Annotated in this window: 14 protein-coding genes and 4 tRNA genes; 17 read left to right on the forward strand and 1 reads right to left on the reverse strand. The window is 49.9% G+C overall.

Going from position 1 to position 19,164, the window contains the following annotated elements:
- The first annotated feature begins 294 nt into the window (after nucleotides 1-294).
- From PUQ60_RS07370 to PUQ60_RS07410, 9 genes are all read left to right on the forward strand, one after another.
- Complete coding sequence (locus PUQ60_RS07370) at nucleotides 295-1,242, forward strand: diacylglycerol kinase family protein (protein ID WP_273381415.1); 948 nt, start codon at nucleotides 295-297, stop codon at nucleotides 1,240-1,242.
- Between the two features lie 97 nt (nucleotides 1,243-1,339).
- Nucleotides 1,340-1,906 carry a 2-C-methyl-D-erythritol 2,4-cyclodiphosphate synthase gene (ispF, locus tag PUQ60_RS07375; RefSeq protein WP_273381417.1) on the forward strand — a complete coding sequence of 189 codons (567 nt, stop codon included), beginning with the start codon at nucleotides 1,340-1,342 and terminating at the stop codon, nucleotides 1,904-1,906.
- Nucleotides 1,907-1,924: 18 nt separating this feature from the next.
- Nucleotides 1,925-3,334 carry a cysteine--tRNA ligase gene (cysS, locus tag PUQ60_RS07380; protein WP_107000478.1) on the forward strand — a complete coding sequence of 470 codons (1,410 nt, stop codon included), beginning with the start codon at nucleotides 1,925-1,927 and terminating at the stop codon, nucleotides 3,332-3,334.
- Entirely contained in the window at nucleotides 3,319-3,807 is a 489-nt protein-coding gene (locus PUQ60_RS07385; RefSeq protein ID WP_273381420.1) for a ribonuclease III domain-containing protein, read from the forward strand. The genes cysS and PUQ60_RS07385 overlap by 16 nt, the downstream gene beginning before the upstream one ends.
- A gap of 68 nt (nucleotides 3,808-3,875) precedes the next feature.
- The gene (rlmB, locus tag PUQ60_RS07390; RefSeq protein WP_022358985.1) at nucleotides 3,876-4,640 is read left to right on the forward strand and encodes a 23S rRNA (guanosine(2251)-2'-O)-methyltransferase RlmB; all 765 of its coding nucleotides are present in this window, start codon (nucleotides 3,876-3,878) and stop codon (nucleotides 4,638-4,640) included.
- Nucleotides 4,641-4,874: 234 nt separating this feature from the next.
- Nucleotides 4,875-4,947 (forward strand) — tRNA-Thr (locus PUQ60_RS07395).
- A 102-nt stretch (nucleotides 4,948-5,049) separates the two neighbouring features.
- A tRNA-Ala gene (locus PUQ60_RS07400) sits at nucleotides 5,050-5,122 on the forward strand.
- A gap of 276 nt (nucleotides 5,123-5,398) precedes the next feature.
- Nucleotides 5,399-5,478: transfer RNA gene (locus PUQ60_RS07405), tRNA-Leu, on the forward strand.
- A gap of 11 nt (nucleotides 5,479-5,489) precedes the next feature.
- Nucleotides 5,490-5,573: transfer RNA gene (locus PUQ60_RS07410), tRNA-Leu, on the forward strand.
- 149 nt (nucleotides 5,574-5,722) lie between these two features.
- Here the strand turns inward: PUQ60_RS07410 and PUQ60_RS07415 are convergent.
- Nucleotides 5,723-6,058 (reverse strand): cyclic-di-AMP receptor, encoded by a 336-nt coding sequence (locus PUQ60_RS07415; RefSeq protein ID WP_022358984.1) that lies wholly within the window; start codon nucleotides 6,056-6,058, stop codon nucleotides 5,723-5,725.
- 188 nt (nucleotides 6,059-6,246) lie between these two features.
- Here PUQ60_RS07415 and PUQ60_RS07420 point away from each other — a divergent pair, with 188 nt between their 5' ends.
- The 8 genes from PUQ60_RS07420 to PUQ60_RS07455 all read left to right on the forward strand — a co-directional run bounded on the left by PUQ60_RS07420 (nucleotide 6,247) and on the right by PUQ60_RS07455 (nucleotide 19,123).
- The gene (locus tag PUQ60_RS07420) at nucleotides 6,247-6,861 is read left to right on the forward strand and encodes an HAD family phosphatase (RefSeq protein ID WP_273379747.1); all 615 of its coding nucleotides are present in this window, start codon (nucleotides 6,247-6,249) and stop codon (nucleotides 6,859-6,861) included.
- A gap of 304 nt (nucleotides 6,862-7,165) precedes the next feature.
- Nucleotides 7,166-7,411, forward strand: a complete 246-nt coding sequence (locus PUQ60_RS07425) for a (2Fe-2S) ferredoxin domain-containing protein (RefSeq protein ID WP_022358982.1) — start codon at nucleotides 7,166-7,168, stop codon at nucleotides 7,409-7,411.
- Between the two features lie 37 nt (nucleotides 7,412-7,448).
- A complete protein-coding gene (locus PUQ60_RS07430) occupies nucleotides 7,449-9,164 on the forward strand; it encodes a [Fe-Fe] hydrogenase large subunit C-terminal domain-containing protein (protein ID WP_118522987.1) in 1,716 nt (571 codons plus the stop codon).
- Nucleotides 9,165-10,349, forward strand: coding sequence for a SpoIIE family protein phosphatase (locus tag PUQ60_RS07435; protein WP_107000473.1), 1,185 nt, complete (start codon nucleotides 9,165-9,167; stop codon nucleotides 10,347-10,349).
- A gap of 15 nt (nucleotides 10,350-10,364) precedes the next feature.
- Entirely contained in the window at nucleotides 10,365-11,816 is a 1,452-nt protein-coding gene (locus PUQ60_RS07440) for a 4Fe-4S dicluster domain-containing protein (RefSeq protein ID WP_118522985.1), read from the forward strand.
- Nucleotides 11,817-12,462: 646 nt separating this feature from the next.
- Nucleotides 12,463-14,076 (forward strand): DUF6273 domain-containing protein, encoded by a 1,614-nt coding sequence (locus PUQ60_RS07445; protein ID WP_273379742.1) that lies wholly within the window; start codon nucleotides 12,463-12,465, stop codon nucleotides 14,074-14,076.
- Between the two features lie 116 nt (nucleotides 14,077-14,192).
- A complete protein-coding gene (locus PUQ60_RS07450) occupies nucleotides 14,193-18,095 on the forward strand; it encodes a peptidase A26 (protein WP_273379740.1) in 3,903 nt (1,300 codons plus the stop codon).
- An 83-nt stretch (nucleotides 18,096-18,178) separates the two neighbouring features.
- Nucleotides 18,179-19,123, forward strand: coding sequence for a hypothetical protein (locus PUQ60_RS07455; protein WP_273379739.1), 945 nt, complete (start codon nucleotides 18,179-18,181; stop codon nucleotides 19,121-19,123).
- Nucleotides 19,124-19,164: the final 41 nt, after the last annotated feature.

Consider the following 19,164-nt stretch of genomic DNA (forward strand, 5'->3'; position numbering starts at 1 on the left):
CCTGTGACCCTCTGCTTGTAAGGCAGATGCTCTCCCAGCTGAGCTAAGATCCCGCTGACACTCACACAAATCGCGACTGCTTTGCAAGTATAATATAAATTTTCAAGATTGTCAACACTTTTGAGAAAATAATTTATAGAAATTTTCTTATCATTTAAAAGGAAGTATGGTATACTTATCTCATGCAAAATTGTAATGGCGCTGTATCCTGTGACAGGTATTCTGGCAGGGTAAAAGATAAAATATAACGCCCCAGCAGGGGAGTTTCTGTATTTTCGGAAAGCAGGGGACGTTATGGCAAAATATGAGGATGGAGTAATGTATTATTTCATTATTAATCCCGCTTCACAGAGTGGCCGCGGCTATAAGATATGGGAGAAAATAGAGCAGCGGCTTGTGCGGGACGGGGTTGAGTATCAGGCATATTTGACAGAATATGCGGGGCAGGCGACAGAGTATGCAAGGAAGCTGACGTCCCACTGCAAGGAGGCACGGGTGATTGTGGTCGTGGGCGGTGACGGGACGATGAATGAGGTCGTGGACGGAATCGTTTCCTGCGACATGGTGACGCTGGGCTATATTCCGGTGGGGACAGGCAGTGATCTGGCACGCGGGCTCCGGCTTTCGAGAAGACCGATGCGCGGACTGCGCCGGATTTTTAAGGCGCGGCGGATCCGGCAGATCGATTATGGTGTGATTGCATACGGCGATGATGTGCTCCGACATCGGCGTTTTATCGTCAGCGCGGGGATCGGGCTGGATGCGGAAGTATGCCAGCATATGCAGCGTTCGGCGATCAAAAATATCTGCAACCGGATTCATCTGCGGCGATTGTCGTACCGGATACTGGGATTTATACAGTATTTGAAGGCGAAACCGATCCGGGGGTATATTTTGCTCGATGGAACGCGCCGGGTGGAATTTAATTATATTTATTTTATCAGTGCACAGATTCAACCCTGCGAGGGCGGCGGATTCTGGTTTGCGCCGAAGGCGGACAGCAGCGACGGCAACCTGGAGGTCTGCATTGTCAGCCATGCCTCGAAGCGGCAGGTGCTTGGAACCCTGCTCCGGGCGTTGTTCCGGCGCTCCCACAACCGGGGGCTTCGGTGCTTCAGCTGCCGGGAGGTCCAGATCTACACGGAATGCCCGATGGCAGTTCACGTGGACGGCGAGAGCTGTCAGTACCAGAGCAATCTGGAAGTCCGCTGTATTGAGCGTAAATTAAAAATTGTTGGATAAGTGTATATTTTTCAAAAGTATAAAATAATTTATCAAATAAAGTAACTGCGGGCAGTCCGGACAGTTACAAAATGACCAAGAAAGGAACTGGAATACGATGAGAATAGGACAGGGATATGATGTGCATAAACTTGTTCCGGATCGGGAACTGATTTTAGGCGGCGTGACGATCCCGTATGAGAAGGGGCTGTTAGGACATTCGGATGCGGATGTGCTGGTGCATGCGGTGATGGATGCGCTCTTAGGGGCGGCGGCACTGGGCGACATCGGACAGCATTTTCCGGACACGGATCCGGCATATGAGGGTGCGTCGAGCATCGAGCTTCTGAAAAAGGTAGGGAAACTTCTGCAGGAACGCGGCTATGTGATTGAAAATATCGATGCCACGATCATTGCGCAGCGCCCGAAACTGGCTGCATACCGCCCACAGATGGCAGAAAATATTGCAGATGCGCTGGGGCTTCCGGTCAGCCGTGTGAGTGTCAAGGCGACGACCGAGGAAGGGCTTGGTTTTACAGGCAGCGGCGAGGGCATTTCCTCACAGGCGATTACCCTGTTGACGGAAGTGGAGAATTACTGTTATGATAGTGAAATGATGACGCAGGCAGCGGCTTGCGGCGGCTGTGGCGGCTGTCAGGCAGCACCGGAAGCAGATTTAAAATAGAAGAGGAGTAATGAGGTTATGAAAATTTTCAACACATTGTCCCGCAGAAAAGAGGAGTTTGTGCCGATCGAACCGGGCAAGGTTAAGATGTATGTGTGCGGACCGACCGTTTACAATTTTATTCATATTGGAAATGCAAGACCGATGATCGTATTTGATACGGTCCGCCGGTATTTTGAGTACAAAGGATATGAAGTAAACTATGTATCTAACTTTACTGATGTGGATGACAAGATCATCAGGAAAGCCATCGAGGAGGGCGTGGATGCGGAGACGATCTCCAAGCGCTATATCGCAGAGTGCAAAAAAGATATGGAGATGATGAACGTCAAACCGGCGACGAAGAATCCGCAGGCAACTCAGGAGATCGGCGGTATGATCGAGATGATCAATACGCTGATCGAAAAAGGACATGCGTATGTGGCAGCTGACGGCACGGTTTATTTCCGCACCAAATCCTTTAAAGAGTACGGAAAACTGTCCCATAAAAATCTGGACGATCTGCAGTCCGGCTTCCGTGAGATCAAGGTAACCGGCGAGGAAGGCAAGGAAGATCCGACCGATTTCGTTCTCTGGAAACCGAAAAAAGAAGGAGAGCCGTTCTGGGAGTCTCCGTGGTGCCAGGGCCGTCCAGGCTGGCATATCGAGTGCTCTGAGATGTCCAAGAAATACCTTGGCGAGTCCATCGATATCCATGCAGGCGGAGAGGATCTGATCTTCCCGCACCATGAAAATGAGATCGCGCAGAGCGAGTGCGCGAACGGCAAGACCTTTGCCAACTACTGGATGCACAACGCATTCTTAAATATTGATAACCGCAAGATGTCCAAATCTCTTGGAAACTTCTTTACCGTGCGTGAGATCAGTGAGAAATACGATTTGCAGGTTCTGCGTCTCTTCATGCTGAGCGCCCAGTACCGCAGCCCGCTCAATTTCAGCGCGGATTTGATGGAAGCTTCGAAAAACAGCTTAGAGCGCATCCGCACTGCGGCAGAGCATCAGGCAGACTGCCTGAAAGCAGCGAAAGAGGGCGAGATGACGGCAGAGGAGAAGCAGAATCAGGCAGCAGTCGAGGAGTTGGTTCAGAAGTTCGAGACGGCGATGGACGATGATTTCAACACCGCAGATGCGATTTCAGCTATTTTTGAGATTGTACGCCTGAGCAACTCCACGATTTCGGAAGCATCGACGAAGGCATATGTTTCCTATGTCAAAGAGACGATGGACAAACTCTGCGATGTGCTCGGTATTATCACGGAGAAGAAGGAAGAGATTCTGGACAGCGAAGTAGAAGACTTGATCGCAAAACGCCAGCAGGCGAGAAAAGACAAGAATTTTGCACTGGCAGATGAGATCCGTGGACAGCTTCTCGATATGGGAATTATTCTGGAAGATACGAGAGAGGGCGTCAAATGGAAACGGGCTTAAATGCGTTTAAGGAAGCGCTGCATTTAAAACATGTTGAGGCGGGGGAGTATTCCCCGCTGGCGCTGGCGTATATCGGCGATGCGGTCTATGAGCTGGCGATCCGAACCCTTGTCATGAACCGCGGCAATATGCAGGTCAACAAGATGCACAAGAAGACGGCGAACCTGGTCAAGGCGGACGCACAGGCACGTTTGTATCTGCTTCTGGAGGAAGAGCTGACGGATGCGGAGAAGGCGGCATACCGACGCGGACGCAATGCGAAATCTTTTACGATGCCGAAGCACGCGACGATGAAGGATTACCGGATGGCGACCGGATTTGAGGCGCTGATGGGCTATCTCTATCTGACCGAGCAGTTTGACAGGATGGCAGAACTTCTGGGAAAAGGGCTGGAACAGATGGGAGAATTGGCGGAGGCAGAGGGAACATCCACAGATTCGCATGCGCTACAGGAAGCAGAGAACGAGAAATAACAGTGAGAGTGCGGAAGTACCGCCGGAAACGCTATAAATATCGTTATAAATCATGATGAGGAAGATAGATGGAACAGGAAAATAAGCAGGAAAATAGATTTGAAGAGACGATGATCGAAGGCAGAAACGCCGTTTTAGAGGCATTCCGTTCGGGCAAGACGGTGGATAAGCTGTTTGTGCTGGATGGCTGCCAGGATGGACCGGTCAAGACGATCACGAGAGAGGCAAAAAAGCAGAATACGATCATCCACTATGTGGCGAAGGAGAGACTCGACCAGCTTTCTGAGACCGGCAAGCATCAGGGCGTGATTGCACAGGCAGCGGCATACCGCTATGCAGAGGTGGAAGATATGCTAAAGCTGGCAGAAGAGAAAGGCGAGCCGCCGTTTCTCTTTATTCTGGATGGCATTGAGGATCCGCACAATCTGGGTGCGATCATCCGTACTGCCAATCTGGCAGGCGCACATGGCGTGATCATCCCGAAACGCCGCGCAGTGGGACTGACATCGACGGTTGCGAAGACCTCGGCGGGAGCGCTGAATTATACGCCGGTGGCGAAGGTAACCAATATTTCAGCCACGATCGAGGAGCTGAAAGAGAGAGGACTCTGGTTTGTCTGTGCCGATATGGGAGGAGAGAGCATGTACCGCCTCGACTTAAAAGGACCGATCGGTCTGGTGATTGGCAATGAGGGCGAAGGTGTCAGCCGTCTGGTGCGGGAAAAATGTGATTTCATCGCATCGATCCCGATGAAGGGAGATATCGACTCCCTGAACGCATCGGTGGCAGCTGGCGTGCTGGCATATGAGATTGTGCGTCAGAGAATGATGTAGGGGAAGTGAAAGGTATCGGGCAACCGATTCCGCTATTCCCCTCCCCGTTGGAATCATATAGAAATATGAAAAGATAGGAAATGAGAATCGGATGTCTGCGAATGAAAACGGAGGCATCCGATGAAAAAAACGGGAAATTTAAAAAAATAAAAAAAATTCAAAAAAACCGTTGACAAAACGATTGTATCATGATAAACTAATCGAGGCTTAGAGATGAGCCGAAAACAAAAAGATGCTGCTGTAGCACAGTCGGTAGTGCGTCGCATTGGTAGTGCGGAGGTCACGGGTCCGATTCCCGTCAGCAGCTCTGCTAGAAAAGAACGGAAGCCTTTGATTTACAAGGGTTTCCGTTTTTTTATTCTCTACTTGCAATTCATTCCAGTTGTGCTATAATGATAACAGTTTGGACGGGGACATAGCTCAGCTGGGAGAGCGTTGCGTTCGCAACGCAAAGGTCGCGGGTTCGAATCCCGTTGTCTCCATGATAGAGAAAGCCTTGAAAACATTGGTTTTTCCGTTGTTTTCAAGGCTTTTTGTGTTTTTAAGATTTCAAGCGGAACAAAATATTCCGTTATAGGTACACACGTTTCGGTACAAGGATCACACGAAAGATCACACGGACTTTCAGTATCGATGAATTTGCCGCACATTTTTTCTAAAAGAACTTTCGAAAAAATTCAAAAAAATAAAAAAAACTCTTCCATTTTGAACTACCCTATGTTATAATAAACTCACTTGTGAGTCAGAAAGACAAGCAAGCGGGCATGGCGGAATTGGCAGACGCGCCAGATTTAGGTTCTGGTACGAGAGTGTGCAGGTTCAAGTCCTGTTGCCCGCACTAGAAATTACGCAGAAGTGGCGGAATTGGCAGACGCGCACGGTTCAGGTCCGTGTGATGGCAACATCATGAGGGTTCAAGTCCCTTCTTCTGCATGATTAGCTGCAGAACCTGAGTGCAGCGTGGAACTCCCAGAGATGATTTCTCCGGGAGTTTTTCTTTTTCTATAAAAGGAATCAAAAAGGGGCAGACGCGCAAGCGAAAGCCCCTTTTGTGATTCGGATTTGTAATATAAATCAAAAAATTAGAATTTCTGAAATTCTTCTACATTTATTACAAATACGGTTGCTCCGCCGACTTTCATGTTCATCGGAACGGTCATATTGACAGTCGGGCAGCAGTTTCCGGCCATGGTCGGCGGCGTGTATACAAGCTGCTCGCGGGCACCGGACATTTTTTTGATGATGGAGATGGCGTCCTCGACGCGTTCATCTTCGACACCGAGCATCAGGGTTGTACTTTTCTTTTTCAGAAAGCCGCCCATCGTGGAAAGCTTGGTGACAAAGAAGGAGTGCTGGTTTAATTCATATACTAAATCATCGGCGTCCTCACTGCCAATGATTGCGATAATCATTTTCATAAGCGGTACCTCCTGAAAAATTTTCTATTATTGTACCATTAATTTATGAAAATGGAAATAAAAAAATGAGAAATTTATGTTAAAATATAAATGATTATGATTGCTTGCAGGTGAGAATTTTTTGGACTGAAAATTCCATCTGCCGCAGGAATGGCGGCAGATTTGCGGGAATAGAGAAAGGCAGAAGTATGATTCGAAATATAGTATTTGATATGGGAATGGTATTACTGGAGTATGATCCGGTCAAGGTGTGCTGGGAGTACACAGATAATCCGGAGGATGTGGAGTGGATGCGCCGCGAATTGTTTGATTCGAAGGAGTGGTCGCTTTTAGACGAGGGAACGCTGACGGATGCACAGGCGCTGGAGCGGGTGCAGAAACGCCTGCCAAATGAACATCTGCGCTGGCTGGCGAAGGAAAGTCTGGAACACTGGCATGAGTACAACATCTGGGCGAAGCCGGGGATGGGAGAGCTGGTGAAGGAACTGAAAGAAAAGGGCTGCGGCATCTACCTCTGCTCGAATTGTTCCGTGCGCCTGCGTGTGTTCGAGCATGAAATTCCGGGCATTGAATATTTTGACGGCACGCTTGTCTCAGCGGAGGAGAAGCTGGCGAAGCCGAATCCGGCGATCTATGAGAGATTGTTTGAAAAATTTCATCTCAAAGCGGAAGAATGCTTTTTCATCGATGACCGTCAGGATAACATCGACAGCGCGAAGGGCTGCGGCATGGATGGTTACTGTTTTGCGGACGGGAATGTGGAGAGGCTGCGGGCGTACATGGGGGAGATGGAAATATTATAGAAAAGCAGTGCAAGGTGCCCGATAAAAAGATTATTTTCCTAAAAAACACCGGGAGAGTCATAAGCTGATGAAAAGAAAGTGAAAAGGTTTTGGAATCAGGTACTTATGGTCTAAAAAAAATACAAAATCAGAAAGAAATTTGATTGATAATAATATCACAATATGAGATAATGAAGAAGAATGGGGAAAGATGCATTTTTAGTAAATTCCCCTGGAAGATGCATGTGAACAGACAGTTTTTTGACCGGGAATCTCCGGTGAAGGGCTGCGTCTGTTTTATAACGGATAGTGAGGAGGTCATTATATGAGAGTATCGATTTGTATCGGAAGTGCCTGTCATCTGAAAGGATCCCGCGAGGTAATCCAGAAGCTGCAGAAGCTGGTTTCAGAGAATCATCTGGACAGTGAGGTGGATTTAAATGGAGATTTCTGCAGCGGCAACTGCCGTAAAGGTGTCTGTGTGACGGTAGATGGAGAACTGTATTCCGTAAAACCGGAGACAACTGAAGAATTTTTCCAGAAGGAGATTCTGGGACGCCTGAACGCGTAATCGTTTACATATAACGGCAAAAAGAGAGGGAGAGTCTATGCCGATTATTGATTTTAAGGCGACGATGTGTAAGCATTGTTATAAATGTGTGCGGGGCTGCGAAGTGAAATCAATCATGATCCGGGATGGTCATGCATATATCATGCCAAATCGCTGTATTCTCTGTGGGCAGTGCCTTTTGAACTGCCCGCAGTCGGCAAAACGTGTTCCGAGCGAACTTTCCAAGGTCAAAAAGCTGATTGAGAGCGGCGCACCGGTTATTGCATCGCTGTCGTCTTCCTATATGGGAGTTCTGCCGTATAAAAAGCGGGGGCAGGTCAAGTCAGCATTAAAAAAGCTGGGATTTACGAATGTTTGTGATGCGGCGGAGGGCGCCGCGCTGGCGACGGAAGAGTATGTCCGTTTATTAGAGCAGGGCGAGATGAAAAATATCATCACAACTGCCTGTCCGAGTATCGTGAACCTGATTGAGATTCATTATCCGGAACTGATCAAATATCTGGCACCGGTGCTGATTCCGTCGGGGATCCATACGCGCATGCTGCACGCGGAGTTCGGCGAGGCGGCGAAGGTAGTCGTGATCGGACCGTGTATCGCGGAAAAAGAGAAAAACAGGGTTGTGAAGCCCGATGCAGTCCTCACATTTGAGGATTTAAAACAGTGGCTGTCAGAGGAACAGATCGAGATCGAAGCATGTGAGGAAGAACCGTTCGAAGATCGTGAACCGGGCGCGAATCTGCGTTATCCGGTCAGCGGCGGACTGCTTACGGCGGTGACGGCGACCCAGAAGAAACCGGACAAGTACCGCAAGTTCTACGTCAGCGGCGTGAAGGACTGCCTGGATGTCTGTGAGGCGATGAAAACCGGCGAGGTGGCTGGCTGTTTCATCGAGATGAACGCCTGTCATGGAGGCTGTGTCAATGGACCGTCCACGGCGACCTCAGTGTCGAGTTTTAAAGTTAAGCTGGATCTGGAAGCGATGCTTCCGAAGGAACCGGCAGATCTATCCCTGATGCATGAGGCGGCGCGCCAGGTGGAGATTCACCGGACGTTTGTGGATCGTTCCCAGAAGGAGCGGATTCCGACCGAGGAAGAGATCCGGGAGATCTTGAAAAAGACGGGCAAGATGACGCCGGAGCAGGAATTAAACTGTGGTGCGTGCGGTTATCCGACCTGCCGGGAGAAGGCAATCGCTGTTTTCCAGAAAAAGGCGGAGGTCGATATGTGTATTCCGTACCTGCATGACCGGGCGCAGTCGCTGTCTCATCTGGTGATGGATACGTCCCCGAACCTGATCATGATCATCGACGATGATATGCGGATCCGGGAGTGTTCGGTGGCGGCAGAAATGTATTTCGGCGTCAAACCGGAGGCGATCAAGGGAAAACCGCTGGAGGACTTTATCAACGCCGAGGATGTCCGCGAGGTATTCCGGACGCACACAAGCGTCCACAGCCGGAAGGTGATCTATCCGGATCGGAATCTTGTGACGCTTCAAAACATTGCGTATATCGATGACGGCAATTTTGTCATTGCCACGATCATTGATGTGACGCGCGAGGAAAAACAGGCAAAACAGGAATATGCCAAGAAAAAGGCGACCATTGATCTGGCACAGAATGTCATTTACAAACAGATGATGGTTGCACAGAATATTGCCGGACTCCTGGGTGAGACGACGGCGGAGACGAAGACAACCCTGATGAAGCTTTGTTCCCTGATTGACGATGAGAGCGAAAGTGAGGTCCGATAAATGGGAGTAACCGTAGATGTCACGTTTAAAAGTCTGAATAAGTATTCAGAGATCCTGTGCGGCGATACGGTAGAGTGCCTGAAAACGGAAGATTCGGACGTTATCATTCTGGCGGACGGCATGGGAAGCGGCGTCAAGGCGAATATTCTTTCGACGCTGACGGCAAAGATTCTGGGTACGATGTTTTTAAATGGAGCCACGCTGGAGGAATGTGTGGAGACGATTGTGCAGACGCTTCCGATCTGTCAGACGAGACAGGTGGCGTATGCGACGTTCTCGATTCTCCAGATTTTCAACAACGGCGAGGTATATTTAGTTGAATATGATAACCCGCGATGCATTTTTTTGCGCTGTGGTCATGTGGTGGAGCTGCAGAAATACAAGCGTCTCGTCAAGGACAAGGAGATCAGTGAGTGCCGGTTCCAGGTTCAGAAGGGGGATGCACTGGTACTTGTCAGCGACGGCGTGACGCACGCGGGAGTCGGAAAGAGCGGAAAATATAAATTTGGCTGGCCGTGGGAGTCGGTGGCAGAGTTTGTTTCGGAACAATGCCTGACCTCTCTTTCGTCGGCACGTATGGCGGCGGCACTCTGTGCGGAATGCAGCCAGATTTACGAGGGAAAACCGGGCGATGATACGACGGTTGTGGTAGCTCGGATCATTGACCGGAAACCGGTCAACCTGATGACGGGACCGCCGCTCGACCGCAATGACGATGAGACGATCACGGCGGATTTTATGAAAGATGAGTCGGCAAAGCACATTGTATCGGGCGGAACCAGCGCGACGATCCTGTCGCGGGAGCTGGGACGACCGCTGCGGGTATCAATGGATTACAGCGACCCGGATATTCCGCCGATCGCTTTTATGGAAGGCATCGATCTGGTGACGGAGGGAGTCCTGACGCTGCGGAAAGCGATCGAACTTCTGAAACGCTATCTGATCGAATGCGATTTAAGTTCTGAGTTTTTCAGCGAGTTGGACAAGAAAAATGGTGCGTCCATGATCGCGAAGATTTTGATAGAAGACTGCACGGAATTACATATGTTTGTGGGAACGGCGGCGAACAGCGCCTACCAGAATCCAGGGCTGGCGTTTGATCTGGGAATCCGCCAGAACCTGGTCAAACAGCTAAAAGAAGCAGTCGAAGGTATGGGAAAGAAAGTTACGGTAACGTATTATTAATAAGGAGGATAAACCATGGTAACGAATGACGCGACAATTCTGCGCATCAAACATGAGATACTTTATGAGGTAGCAAAGCTTGCCTGGAATGATCAGTTAGAGGACGGAAGAGACGATATTCCGTACAAAATCAGCCCTGGTCCGCAGGCACAGTACCGCTGCTGTGTATACAAGGAGAGAGAGATTGTCCGCCAGAGAATCCGTCTGGCAGAAGGTAAATGTCCGTCTGACCGCAATACAAACAACGTCGTACAGGTTATCAATGCAGCCTGTGAGGAGTGCCCGATTGCGTCCTACACAGTCACCGATAACTGCCGTAAATGTATGGGTAAAGCCTGCCAGAACTCCTGTCCGTTTGGAGCGATCAGCATGGGAAATACCAAGGCGCACATCGACCCAGATAAATGCCGCGAGTGCGGAAAGTGTTCCCAGGCATGCCCATACAATGCGATTGCCCATCTGGAGCGCCCGTGTAAGAAGGTCTGCCCAGTGGATGCGATTACCTACGATGAGTATGGTGTATGTGTGATCGATGAGAAAAAATGTATCCAGTGTGGCGCCTGCATCCATTCCTGCCCGTTCGGTGCGATCGGTTCCAAGACCTTCATGGTCGATGTGATCCGCCTGATCAACGCAGGCAAAAAGGTCGTAGCGATGCTGGCACCGGCGACCGAAGGCCAGTTTGGACCGGACATCACGTTTGCAAGCTGGAAAACAGCTTTAAAGAAGATTGGATTTGCAGATATGATCGAGGTTGGTCTGGGCGGCGATATGACCGCGGCAGCCGAGGCAGAAGAGTGGGCGGAAGCTTACAAAGAGGGCAAGAAGATGACGACCTCCTGCTGTCCGGCATTTGTCAACATGATCAAACAGCATTTCCCACAGCTGCTTGACAATATGTCCACGACGGTTTCCCCGATGTGTGCGATCTCCCGTATGCTGAAGGCGCAGGATCCGGAGGTTGTCACTGTCTTTATCGGACCGTGTATCGCGAAGAAGAGCGAGACGCTGGATCTGAATATCCAGGGCAATGCGGACTATGCGATGACTTACGGAGAGATCCGTGCGATGATGCGGGCGAAAGACGTAAATCTGGAGCCGGAAGAGAACAGCATGCAGGAAGCCAGTGTATTTGGAAAACGCTTCGGCAACGGCGGCGGTGTAACAGCGGCGGTATTAGAATGTCTGAAGGAGTCTGGTGAGAATACCGATATCAAGGTAGCGCGCTGCAACGGTGCGGCTGAGTGTAAGAAAGCCCTTCTTCTTCTGAAAGTGGGACGTCTGCCGGAGGACTTCATCGAGGGTATGGCGTGCGTCGGCGGCTGTGTCGGCGGACCGAGCAAGCACAAAGCCGAGATGGAGGCGAAGAAGTCGAGAGACAAACTCATCGCCGAGGCAGATGCAAGAGAAGTACATGAGAACCTGAAGGCGTATGATATGTCGTCGTTCTCGATGCATCGGCATTGATGTGGGATACCCTTGGGAGAATGTGGCTGAGATAAAATAAATAGGAATTTATATATGAGTTAGTGGGAAAGTGCCTGCTCTGGAAAATGAAATTTGGAATATGAATTTTATTTTCTGGGGCGGGCGTTTTTCGTTGTGAAAATTCCAAAAGAGTTCTTGCATTTAGAGAATAGATGTGTTAGACTCAATATATCTTATCGAAATGAACTGCGGTCGCAGGTGGTTTCGTTCTAATTTATCTTTTTATTCTGGTAATTTGTGAGGTGCGTTTCGCACAGAATTCGATGATTTAGGAAAATTTGGGAGAATCGGATAACTGTATCGTTATAAAAAATGTGCAATATATTATATGATATATGCAATGCAAAATGAAAGCTTTTTATAGACGGAAAGAACCGCTGTCTGACTCAGAGTGAGAGTGTGTTTTGAATCAAATTAGAACTTATATAGTTACTGTTCACAGGTAGGCACTTTTGGAACCGAAAGTGCCGTAAGAAAACGTGGTGGCAGCAGGAATTTGCCGTATTTAAATGCGAAGCCACGGCAAATTCCGTTACTGGGCACGTATGCGTGAACAGTAACCTTATATAACTTGCGAAAGAGGATAAGAAAAGGGATGTGAAAAGGGTTTGAGGGGAGGTTTGAGTTGTTAAAAATAAACATGGGGGCTCATAAAGGGTGTCGCTGCCGGAATGGTACCATTTTGGGAATATCACTGATATTGATATTTTCATCCGCTAGAATGGCGCTGGCAGCTGAAAATGCAGTGAAACAGGCAGAAACAGCTGTCATAGTCGGCTACAGCGTCTCATTTATAGATGCTGAGAATACAAATCATCTTATATTTCATACGCAGACGGGCAAAGTTTTGGAAGGAACTTCCCTGAACGTATCTTTCCCAGAGCAAATCATAGGGAGCGACGGGCATATCTGGAAATCAGCGGTACAGTCACCGCAAATATTTGAATTGTATGGAACAGGAACTGAAAAAATTTATATCAAATATGAAAGAGGCGGCAAGGTTCCAGAAATAGGGGCAGAGGAGGATACCGCCATGCTGGCGCTTCGGAAACGCCTGGAACGATGGAAACAGAGTGCATGGGAGGCGGAGTGCGCCATATTTGGGCGCGAGGATGCGGCGGTATCGGGCAGCGGTTCCGGTCTGACCGTTCAAAATCAGTCGGAAAATGATGCCAGGATCCGGAATCTGGTATCTGCGATCGGGGATGCAGCGTGGCATGAATTTTATCTGATTGGTCAGGATTTTACACCGTCGGCAAAAACAATCGGGGTGGAATACGACGCAGTTTATTCTGAGGTGGAAGAGGATTCCTTTTCGGTGGATGGAAAGGAATATATCATCACGCGCATCCGGGTGCGGAGAAACTGGGATGACCGTACTTGTACGCATCAGTGGAGCCAATGGGAGTGGGAGGAAAATGATTGCTTAAAGAATGGGCGGGCAGTGTATGTCTGCGGACGATGTCAGAAAGAAAAGATAGAGCGCCTTCCGGCGCTGGGGCACCTGGATGAAAACGGGGATCAAATCTGTGACCGCTGTGGAAGCGTGGATTGGAGTGAAAGTGAAATGCCCGAAAAAGTGATCTGGAAGGAGGGCGATGTCCAGCTGCGCGAGGTGGGCGGAGAGATTTTGTCATTTACCTGTATCGACGACGATTACCATGACTGGCAGAATGAACACCGGAAAGCAGCGCTGTTTCTCTGTGACCGCGTGATCCGGGCGGATGTGGACACGGCACCGGGAAAAAAGATGAAGATTTTCTCGTTTGGCAAAGACAATAATTATAAAACTTCGCAGGTGCGCGCATGGCTGCAGAAAAACAGTCAGAACAGCAGCTTCTGTCTGGAACCGATCCATACGGGAATCCAGACCGCGTACATGGGAAGCACGGCGGCTGGTGCATTTTCGCAGACGTCCGGGCGGGAACTGGTGCGTCATGATATTGGTTTTCAGCTTATGAACGACCAGCTTTTCTGCCTGTCATTGGAAGAGGCACTTGCGTACCGGGAATATCTATGGCGGTTTGATTCCGGGGATGATAACCCACAAAGTCAGGTCAGTGCCTATTCACAGGGATATTATCTGCGGACGCCTTTTTATTTGCAGGATGAAAACGGGAAATTCATTTATAATCAGCAGATTTATGGCGTTGATCTGGTAAATGGCTGTCTGCGTCCGGTGAGGACGGACAGTGAGACATATGGAGTACGTCCGGCATTTGCACTGTCACAGATGTAAAAAAGAATACTTGTTGAGCTTGGAAAGCGGGAGTGAAGCTGTTTGGCAGTTTGATTAGGAGAAGAGATTGGACAAGGGGAAATCAATCTAATGTTTGGGGAAAGAGGGGAACGTGTATGGGGAAAAAGAAGATGAAAAAAGTGATTCCATTTGCGGTGATGACGACGATGCTTTTGTCGGCGACGCTGCCGGCGTTTGCGGCGAGTGGGTTTGTGTTTGAGGATTGGGATTTGGGGATTATTTCGGAAAGGAAGGAAAAGTTGGATGATACAGACGATGCCATAAAAAGTCGGAAAGAATGGCAGAAGCTGGCTGCATCGTCCAGTGAGCTTATGAATGCGGATGTGAGGGCAACTCCCTCTGAATTACGTTCTTCCAAAGTCATAGAGGCAACTCCTTCACAATTAATCATGCCGCGCGTTAGCGTCAGCGCCAGCCTCGGAAATCTCTGGGAAAACTGGGATGTGGCGGATTTGAGCTTTCTGGATGGAACACATGGACTTGGAACGAAACAAAAACCGTATCAGATACGCACGAAACATCAGCTGATGGGACTTAGCTTCCTGGCGGCGTTTGGCATGCAGCCGGATTACGGCGAGGTGGAAGAAGAGATCGTGGGGGATTACCGGGGCGCATGGTTTGAGCTGACGGCGAACATCGATCTGGGAGGAATGGACTGGAATCCGATCGGTTATTACCGGGATGATTCGGAATTTTCAGGGGAGGTGACGCACCCGTTTACGGCAAATCTGGATGGAAACGGTTATAAGATTTCAAATTTCCGGTTTGCAGGAGGCAGTTCGCCGAATATTGGATTTTTTGGTGCGCTGGATGGGGCGGAGATCCGAAATCTGACGCTGGAACCAGGAAAGCCGGTCAAAGGAGTGCGTCAGGTGGGAATTTTGGCAGGAAATGCGAAGGATTCCAAGATTTTTAATAGTCAGGTAAAAGGCGATGTGGAAGGAACCGGAGCGGTCGGTGGAATGATCGGGCACATGGAAGGCAGCACGGTGGAAAACGGAATGGCACAGGTAACCGTCCGAACGACGGGACGTGCAGCCGGAGCGCAGGCGCTTGCGGGCGGAATCGCCGGGGAAGCGTCGGATGATTCTCGTATCATTGACTGCCAGGTCCGCACCGGGGATAACAGCACCTCGCGGATTCAGGGAACGGATGCGACTGTCGGCGGGATCGTGGGGCTTCAGAATGGGGCGGCTCTCTACAATACCTATGTAAATGGCACGATCGGCGGTTCTGGCAGCCAGAATGTCGGAGGACTCGTTGGAGAACGAATCAGCGGAGACTTGAAAGTGGGGCGGTTTGAGGGAATGATCGGTCAGTCGGGAACCGGGGCTGCCGGACACAGAGGAACCTTCATCGGATACCGCGCACCAGCTAATTATTTTAAATATGGGGATGACATCGCGTACCTGTTTGCGGATACGGAGGCGAAAATCGCAAACAATGTCTGTGGAAGCGGCATTTCAGATGATAACCAGTATACATACGCGGCGCACATCGGATATTCCCACGCGAAGGACAATTTCTTCACGCTGGTATCCGGCGGTGTCACGCGGGATGTGGACGAGCGATATTTTTATGAAGAACTGGAACAGGGGATTCTCTCGATTGTGGATGAAGAGCTGGGCGGGGAGATGGATGCGGAGTCGGTGGGGTATGATCTTGACCATTTTGCACCAAATGATGCGGGACGCCCGGTCCGTGGTTATCTGATTACGATTCCGCAGATCGATACCGTCTCCAATGGAACGAATTATTACGATGTGGCAGTGCTGGAAGCACGGGGAAATGGCGCGTATTACCGGACACTCGATAAAAAACACCGAGGTGCGGTGGCACCGGGAAAGACGGTGACGGTCAGCACCTCGGCAAAGCAGGCGGAAAAAGCGCGCTTTCAGATGGAGGGAATTCCGACGTATACGCGTGGGAAGAGCCGGAAAGATACTACTTATGTAAACGGCGGCGAGTATTGTTTTACGATGCCGGAGGAAAATACGCAGGTGTCGGCGGTTTATAAAAAGGTGGCAGTTTCGGTCGGGCTGACGCCGGGCGTGACGAAATTCCAGGTGGTGCAGGAGCGGACCGGAAACCGGAAACATCCGACGAAAGTCACACGCGTGATGGATGGAAATGGAAAATTAATTGCGACGTACATCCATGGAAATCTGCAGGCAGGAACACAGGTGCAGCCGGTGACGGTGCAGGCGATTGTGGATCGGAATAATGATGTGGCGGATGCATCGGTGCGCTGGAGTATCGATGATTCAGATTTGATTACGTTACTTCCAAATGACGATGAGGAAAGTGGTTATACGAAAAAGAGCGCGTCAGTCCAGGTAAATTTAAATAGTTCGTTTATCACTGATATAGTCCGGAAACTGGAAAAAGAGCAGGCAGACCGCGGATACCAGTATGCGATCGGAAGCGATATATACGGAGCAGGGTATCAGAACGGCGGCGTAGCGGTGTTGACGGCAGAGACGAAACCGGCGGCGAGCTTTGATGGGAAGCCGTGCCGGGGAAATGCGCGGATTGAGGTTACGTTCCAGATCAAGGATCAGACCTATGTAGCCAATGAAGGTGCGGCACTAAATCAGGATCAGTTGAAATTTGAGGTGGTGCGGACATTAAACGGAAATCGGAAACATCCAGATGAAACGATCCGGGTTACGGCACCGCAGGTTTTGAGTGCGTCTTTCACACCCGATTATTTTGACCGGAAAGATATATCGTGGACTGTCGGTGACGCAGCACTGATTTCGGTGGACGGAGAGGATAAGTCTGCCGGTGTGCAGGCGAAAAAGGATGCAAAATGGATCCGGGATCTGATCGCGGCAGATCAGGGCAGACATGTGAATACACCGTATGAAATACAGACAGCTTCCGGCAGCCGCACGACGAAGGTGACAGTGATCGGCGATGATATGCTTGGAAACCGGCAGACGGCATCGTGCAGAGTACAGGTGGATTTCCGGACAGTGGACGAATCGAAGATTTGTGTGGAAGGCATCAGCCTTATACCGAAAACGCTGCAATATGAGATCAAACGCACCCGGACGGGGGCAGGTTATCGTCCGGTGGAGGCATGGACGGGAACCGGTGCGAAAAAGCTGGCAGCGTCGGTATTTCCGGCGCAGGCGTTTAACCAGAAAGTGACATATCAGGCAAGTGATGATTCGCTGTATGTATCATCGGATGGAACCGTGACGGTCAATACGACGGCTTCCTGGATACAGGAGCTTGACCGTCAATACTTAAAATCAGGCAGCCATACGGCATATGTGACCGTGAAAACCGAGGATGGTGGCTTCACGGACCGGGCGGCAGTCACAATTCAGTATGAGGCGGTCGATCAGACATACAGCGGAGGTTCCCATTCGGGCGGAGGTTCTCATTCGGGCGGCGGCTTGGGTGGAGGCTCTTCTTCTGGAAAGGGGGCAGCGGCAGGAAGCAGTGCAGCGAATGCAACCGGACCGGCATCGGGGTTCAGTGATTTGACAGGAGCGGGTATTGGAAATCTGACAGAAGGACAGGCAGGCCCCGGGCAGAATGCGGATGCGGCAGCCATACCGGAATATGTAGTAGCTGGAAACTGGCGGAAGAATGCAGATGGAAGCTGGCAGTTTGAAGCGGGCGGTAGAAGCTATGCTTCTGAGTGGGCGGCTGTCCACAATCCATATGCCGATCCGGCAAAGGGGCAGAGTACGTTTGACTGGTTCCGATTTGATGCAGATGGCAGGATGGTGAACGGCTGGTATACGGATGTGGATGGAAACACATATTATCTCTGGAAGGAAATGGATGGAACACAGGGGCGTATGCTGACTGGCTGGAACTGGCTGCCGGGAAGCAATGGAGTGTTTCATTGTTACTATTTTCAGGAAAAATCTGATGGAATGAGGGGACGTTTGTATCGAAATACGCACACCCCCGATGGGAATTTAGTCAATGCAGATGGTTCCTGGGTGCTGGACGGAATAGTACAGACGAGAAGCTGAGAGAGGAGGAGAGAAGAAAACAGAGGCAAACAGGAAAATGAAGTGGAATGACACGAAAAGAATAAAAAATGGGGGTATAAAAAATGAAACAGGATAAGAAAACAACCAATAAATCGGGATGTACAGCCGTACTGGCAGCAGCCATGATCGCAGCCGGAGGTTTCAGCGCTTATGCAGGCAATCAGGGGACGCATGGCGGTGAATGGAAGGACACAGAGAGTCTGAGATGGGAGTGGCAGAATGGAGAGATGAGTTTTTATGGAAATGGAAGTATTTTTTCAGAGCAGCACCCAGAGATCAGCGATCCGGAATATTACCTGAAAGAGGCAGTCCGTTATCCGGGGGAAGCAAATCCAGGGTGGAATACGAAGGGAGAACCGAAAGCAAATTATAGCTGGGCTTCGGTCGAAGAACTGCAGAAATTTGTCAATAGTTTTGACTGGATTCATTTGGATGAAAAAACGCGTCTTCTGTATGTGCATAACCGGATTGCAAACGGAGAGGGAGGTTTTAACCAGAATCATTACGGTTCGCCGGAAGAGGCAAAGGATTTCCCGGTTTTGGAAGGAGGCGTTGGCGTCTGCCGGGATTTCGCGGAAGAATTTCAGTTCCTATGCCAGATCGTAGGGCTGGAGTGTGTGACCTACACGCCGGAATATCTCCATGATGCGTGCCTGGTGCGGATTGGCACGCAGTGGTATGCGACGGATCCGACCTCCAGCCTGCCGCTATTTTCAAATGCGAAAACATATCCGGTTGACTTTGAGACGGAGTTTTACCGCTATGAGAATAAGGAGCGGGAGCAGAGAAGAAAGGAGTATGAAGTGGATCCAGACAGTCTTGCCAATGTGCTGGCGCTGACCTTGAGTATGCGGGGAGAAGGGACGATTTCCGAGGCTGCCTGGGAGAAAATACAGGTACCGATGGGGCAGATAGAAGAACAGTGGGGACGACAGGAAATATCAAGACAGGAGTATGAAAAGGGGATTATCTCGCTGCTGAAATCAGTTTGGGGAACTGAAAAATAAAGAAAACGAGGGACTGCCGGTGTTAAGGGGCGCGGGGCAGT

It is taken from the genome of Clostridium sp. AF02-29 (genome assembly GCF_934835585.1).
Lineage (GTDB): Bacteria > Bacillota > Clostridia > Lachnospirales > Lachnospiraceae > Otoolea > Otoolea fessa.

Coding starts and splice junctions, on each gene's coding strand:
- PUQ60_RS07370 (WP_273381415.1), top strand. CDS start 295: ATGGCAAAATATGAGGATGGAGTAATGTATTATTTCATTATTAATCCC.
- ispF (WP_273381417.1), top strand. CDS start 1,340: ATGAGAATAGGACAGGGATATGATGTGCATAAACTTGTTCCGGATCGG.
- cysS (WP_107000478.1), top strand. CDS start 1,925: ATGAAAATTTTCAACACATTGTCCCGCAGAAAAGAGGAGTTTGTGCCG.
- PUQ60_RS07385 (WP_273381420.1), top strand. CDS start 3,319: ATGGAAACGGGCTTAAATGCGTTTAAGGAAGCGCTGCATTTAAAACAT.
- rlmB (WP_022358985.1), top strand. CDS start 3,876: ATGGAACAGGAAAATAAGCAGGAAAATAGATTTGAAGAGACGATGATC.
- PUQ60_RS07415 (WP_022358984.1), bottom strand. CDS start 6,058: ATGAAAATGATTATCGCAATCATTGGCAGTGAGGACGCCGATGATTTA.
- PUQ60_RS07420 (WP_273379747.1), top strand. CDS start 6,247: ATGATTCGAAATATAGTATTTGATATGGGAATGGTATTACTGGAGTAT.
- PUQ60_RS07425 (WP_022358982.1), top strand. CDS start 7,166: ATGAGAGTATCGATTTGTATCGGAAGTGCCTGTCATCTGAAAGGATCC.
- PUQ60_RS07430 (WP_118522987.1), top strand. CDS start 7,449: ATGCCGATTATTGATTTTAAGGCGACGATGTGTAAGCATTGTTATAAA.
- PUQ60_RS07435 (WP_107000473.1), top strand. CDS start 9,165: ATGGGAGTAACCGTAGATGTCACGTTTAAAAGTCTGAATAAGTATTCA.
- PUQ60_RS07440 (WP_118522985.1), top strand. CDS start 10,365: ATGGTAACGAATGACGCGACAATTCTGCGCATCAAACATGAGATACTT.
- PUQ60_RS07450 (WP_273379740.1), top strand. CDS start 14,193: ATGGGGAAAAAGAAGATGAAAAAAGTGATTCCATTTGCGGTGATGACG.
- PUQ60_RS07455 (WP_273379739.1), top strand. CDS start 18,179: ATGAAACAGGATAAGAAAACAACCAATAAATCGGGATGTACAGCCGTA.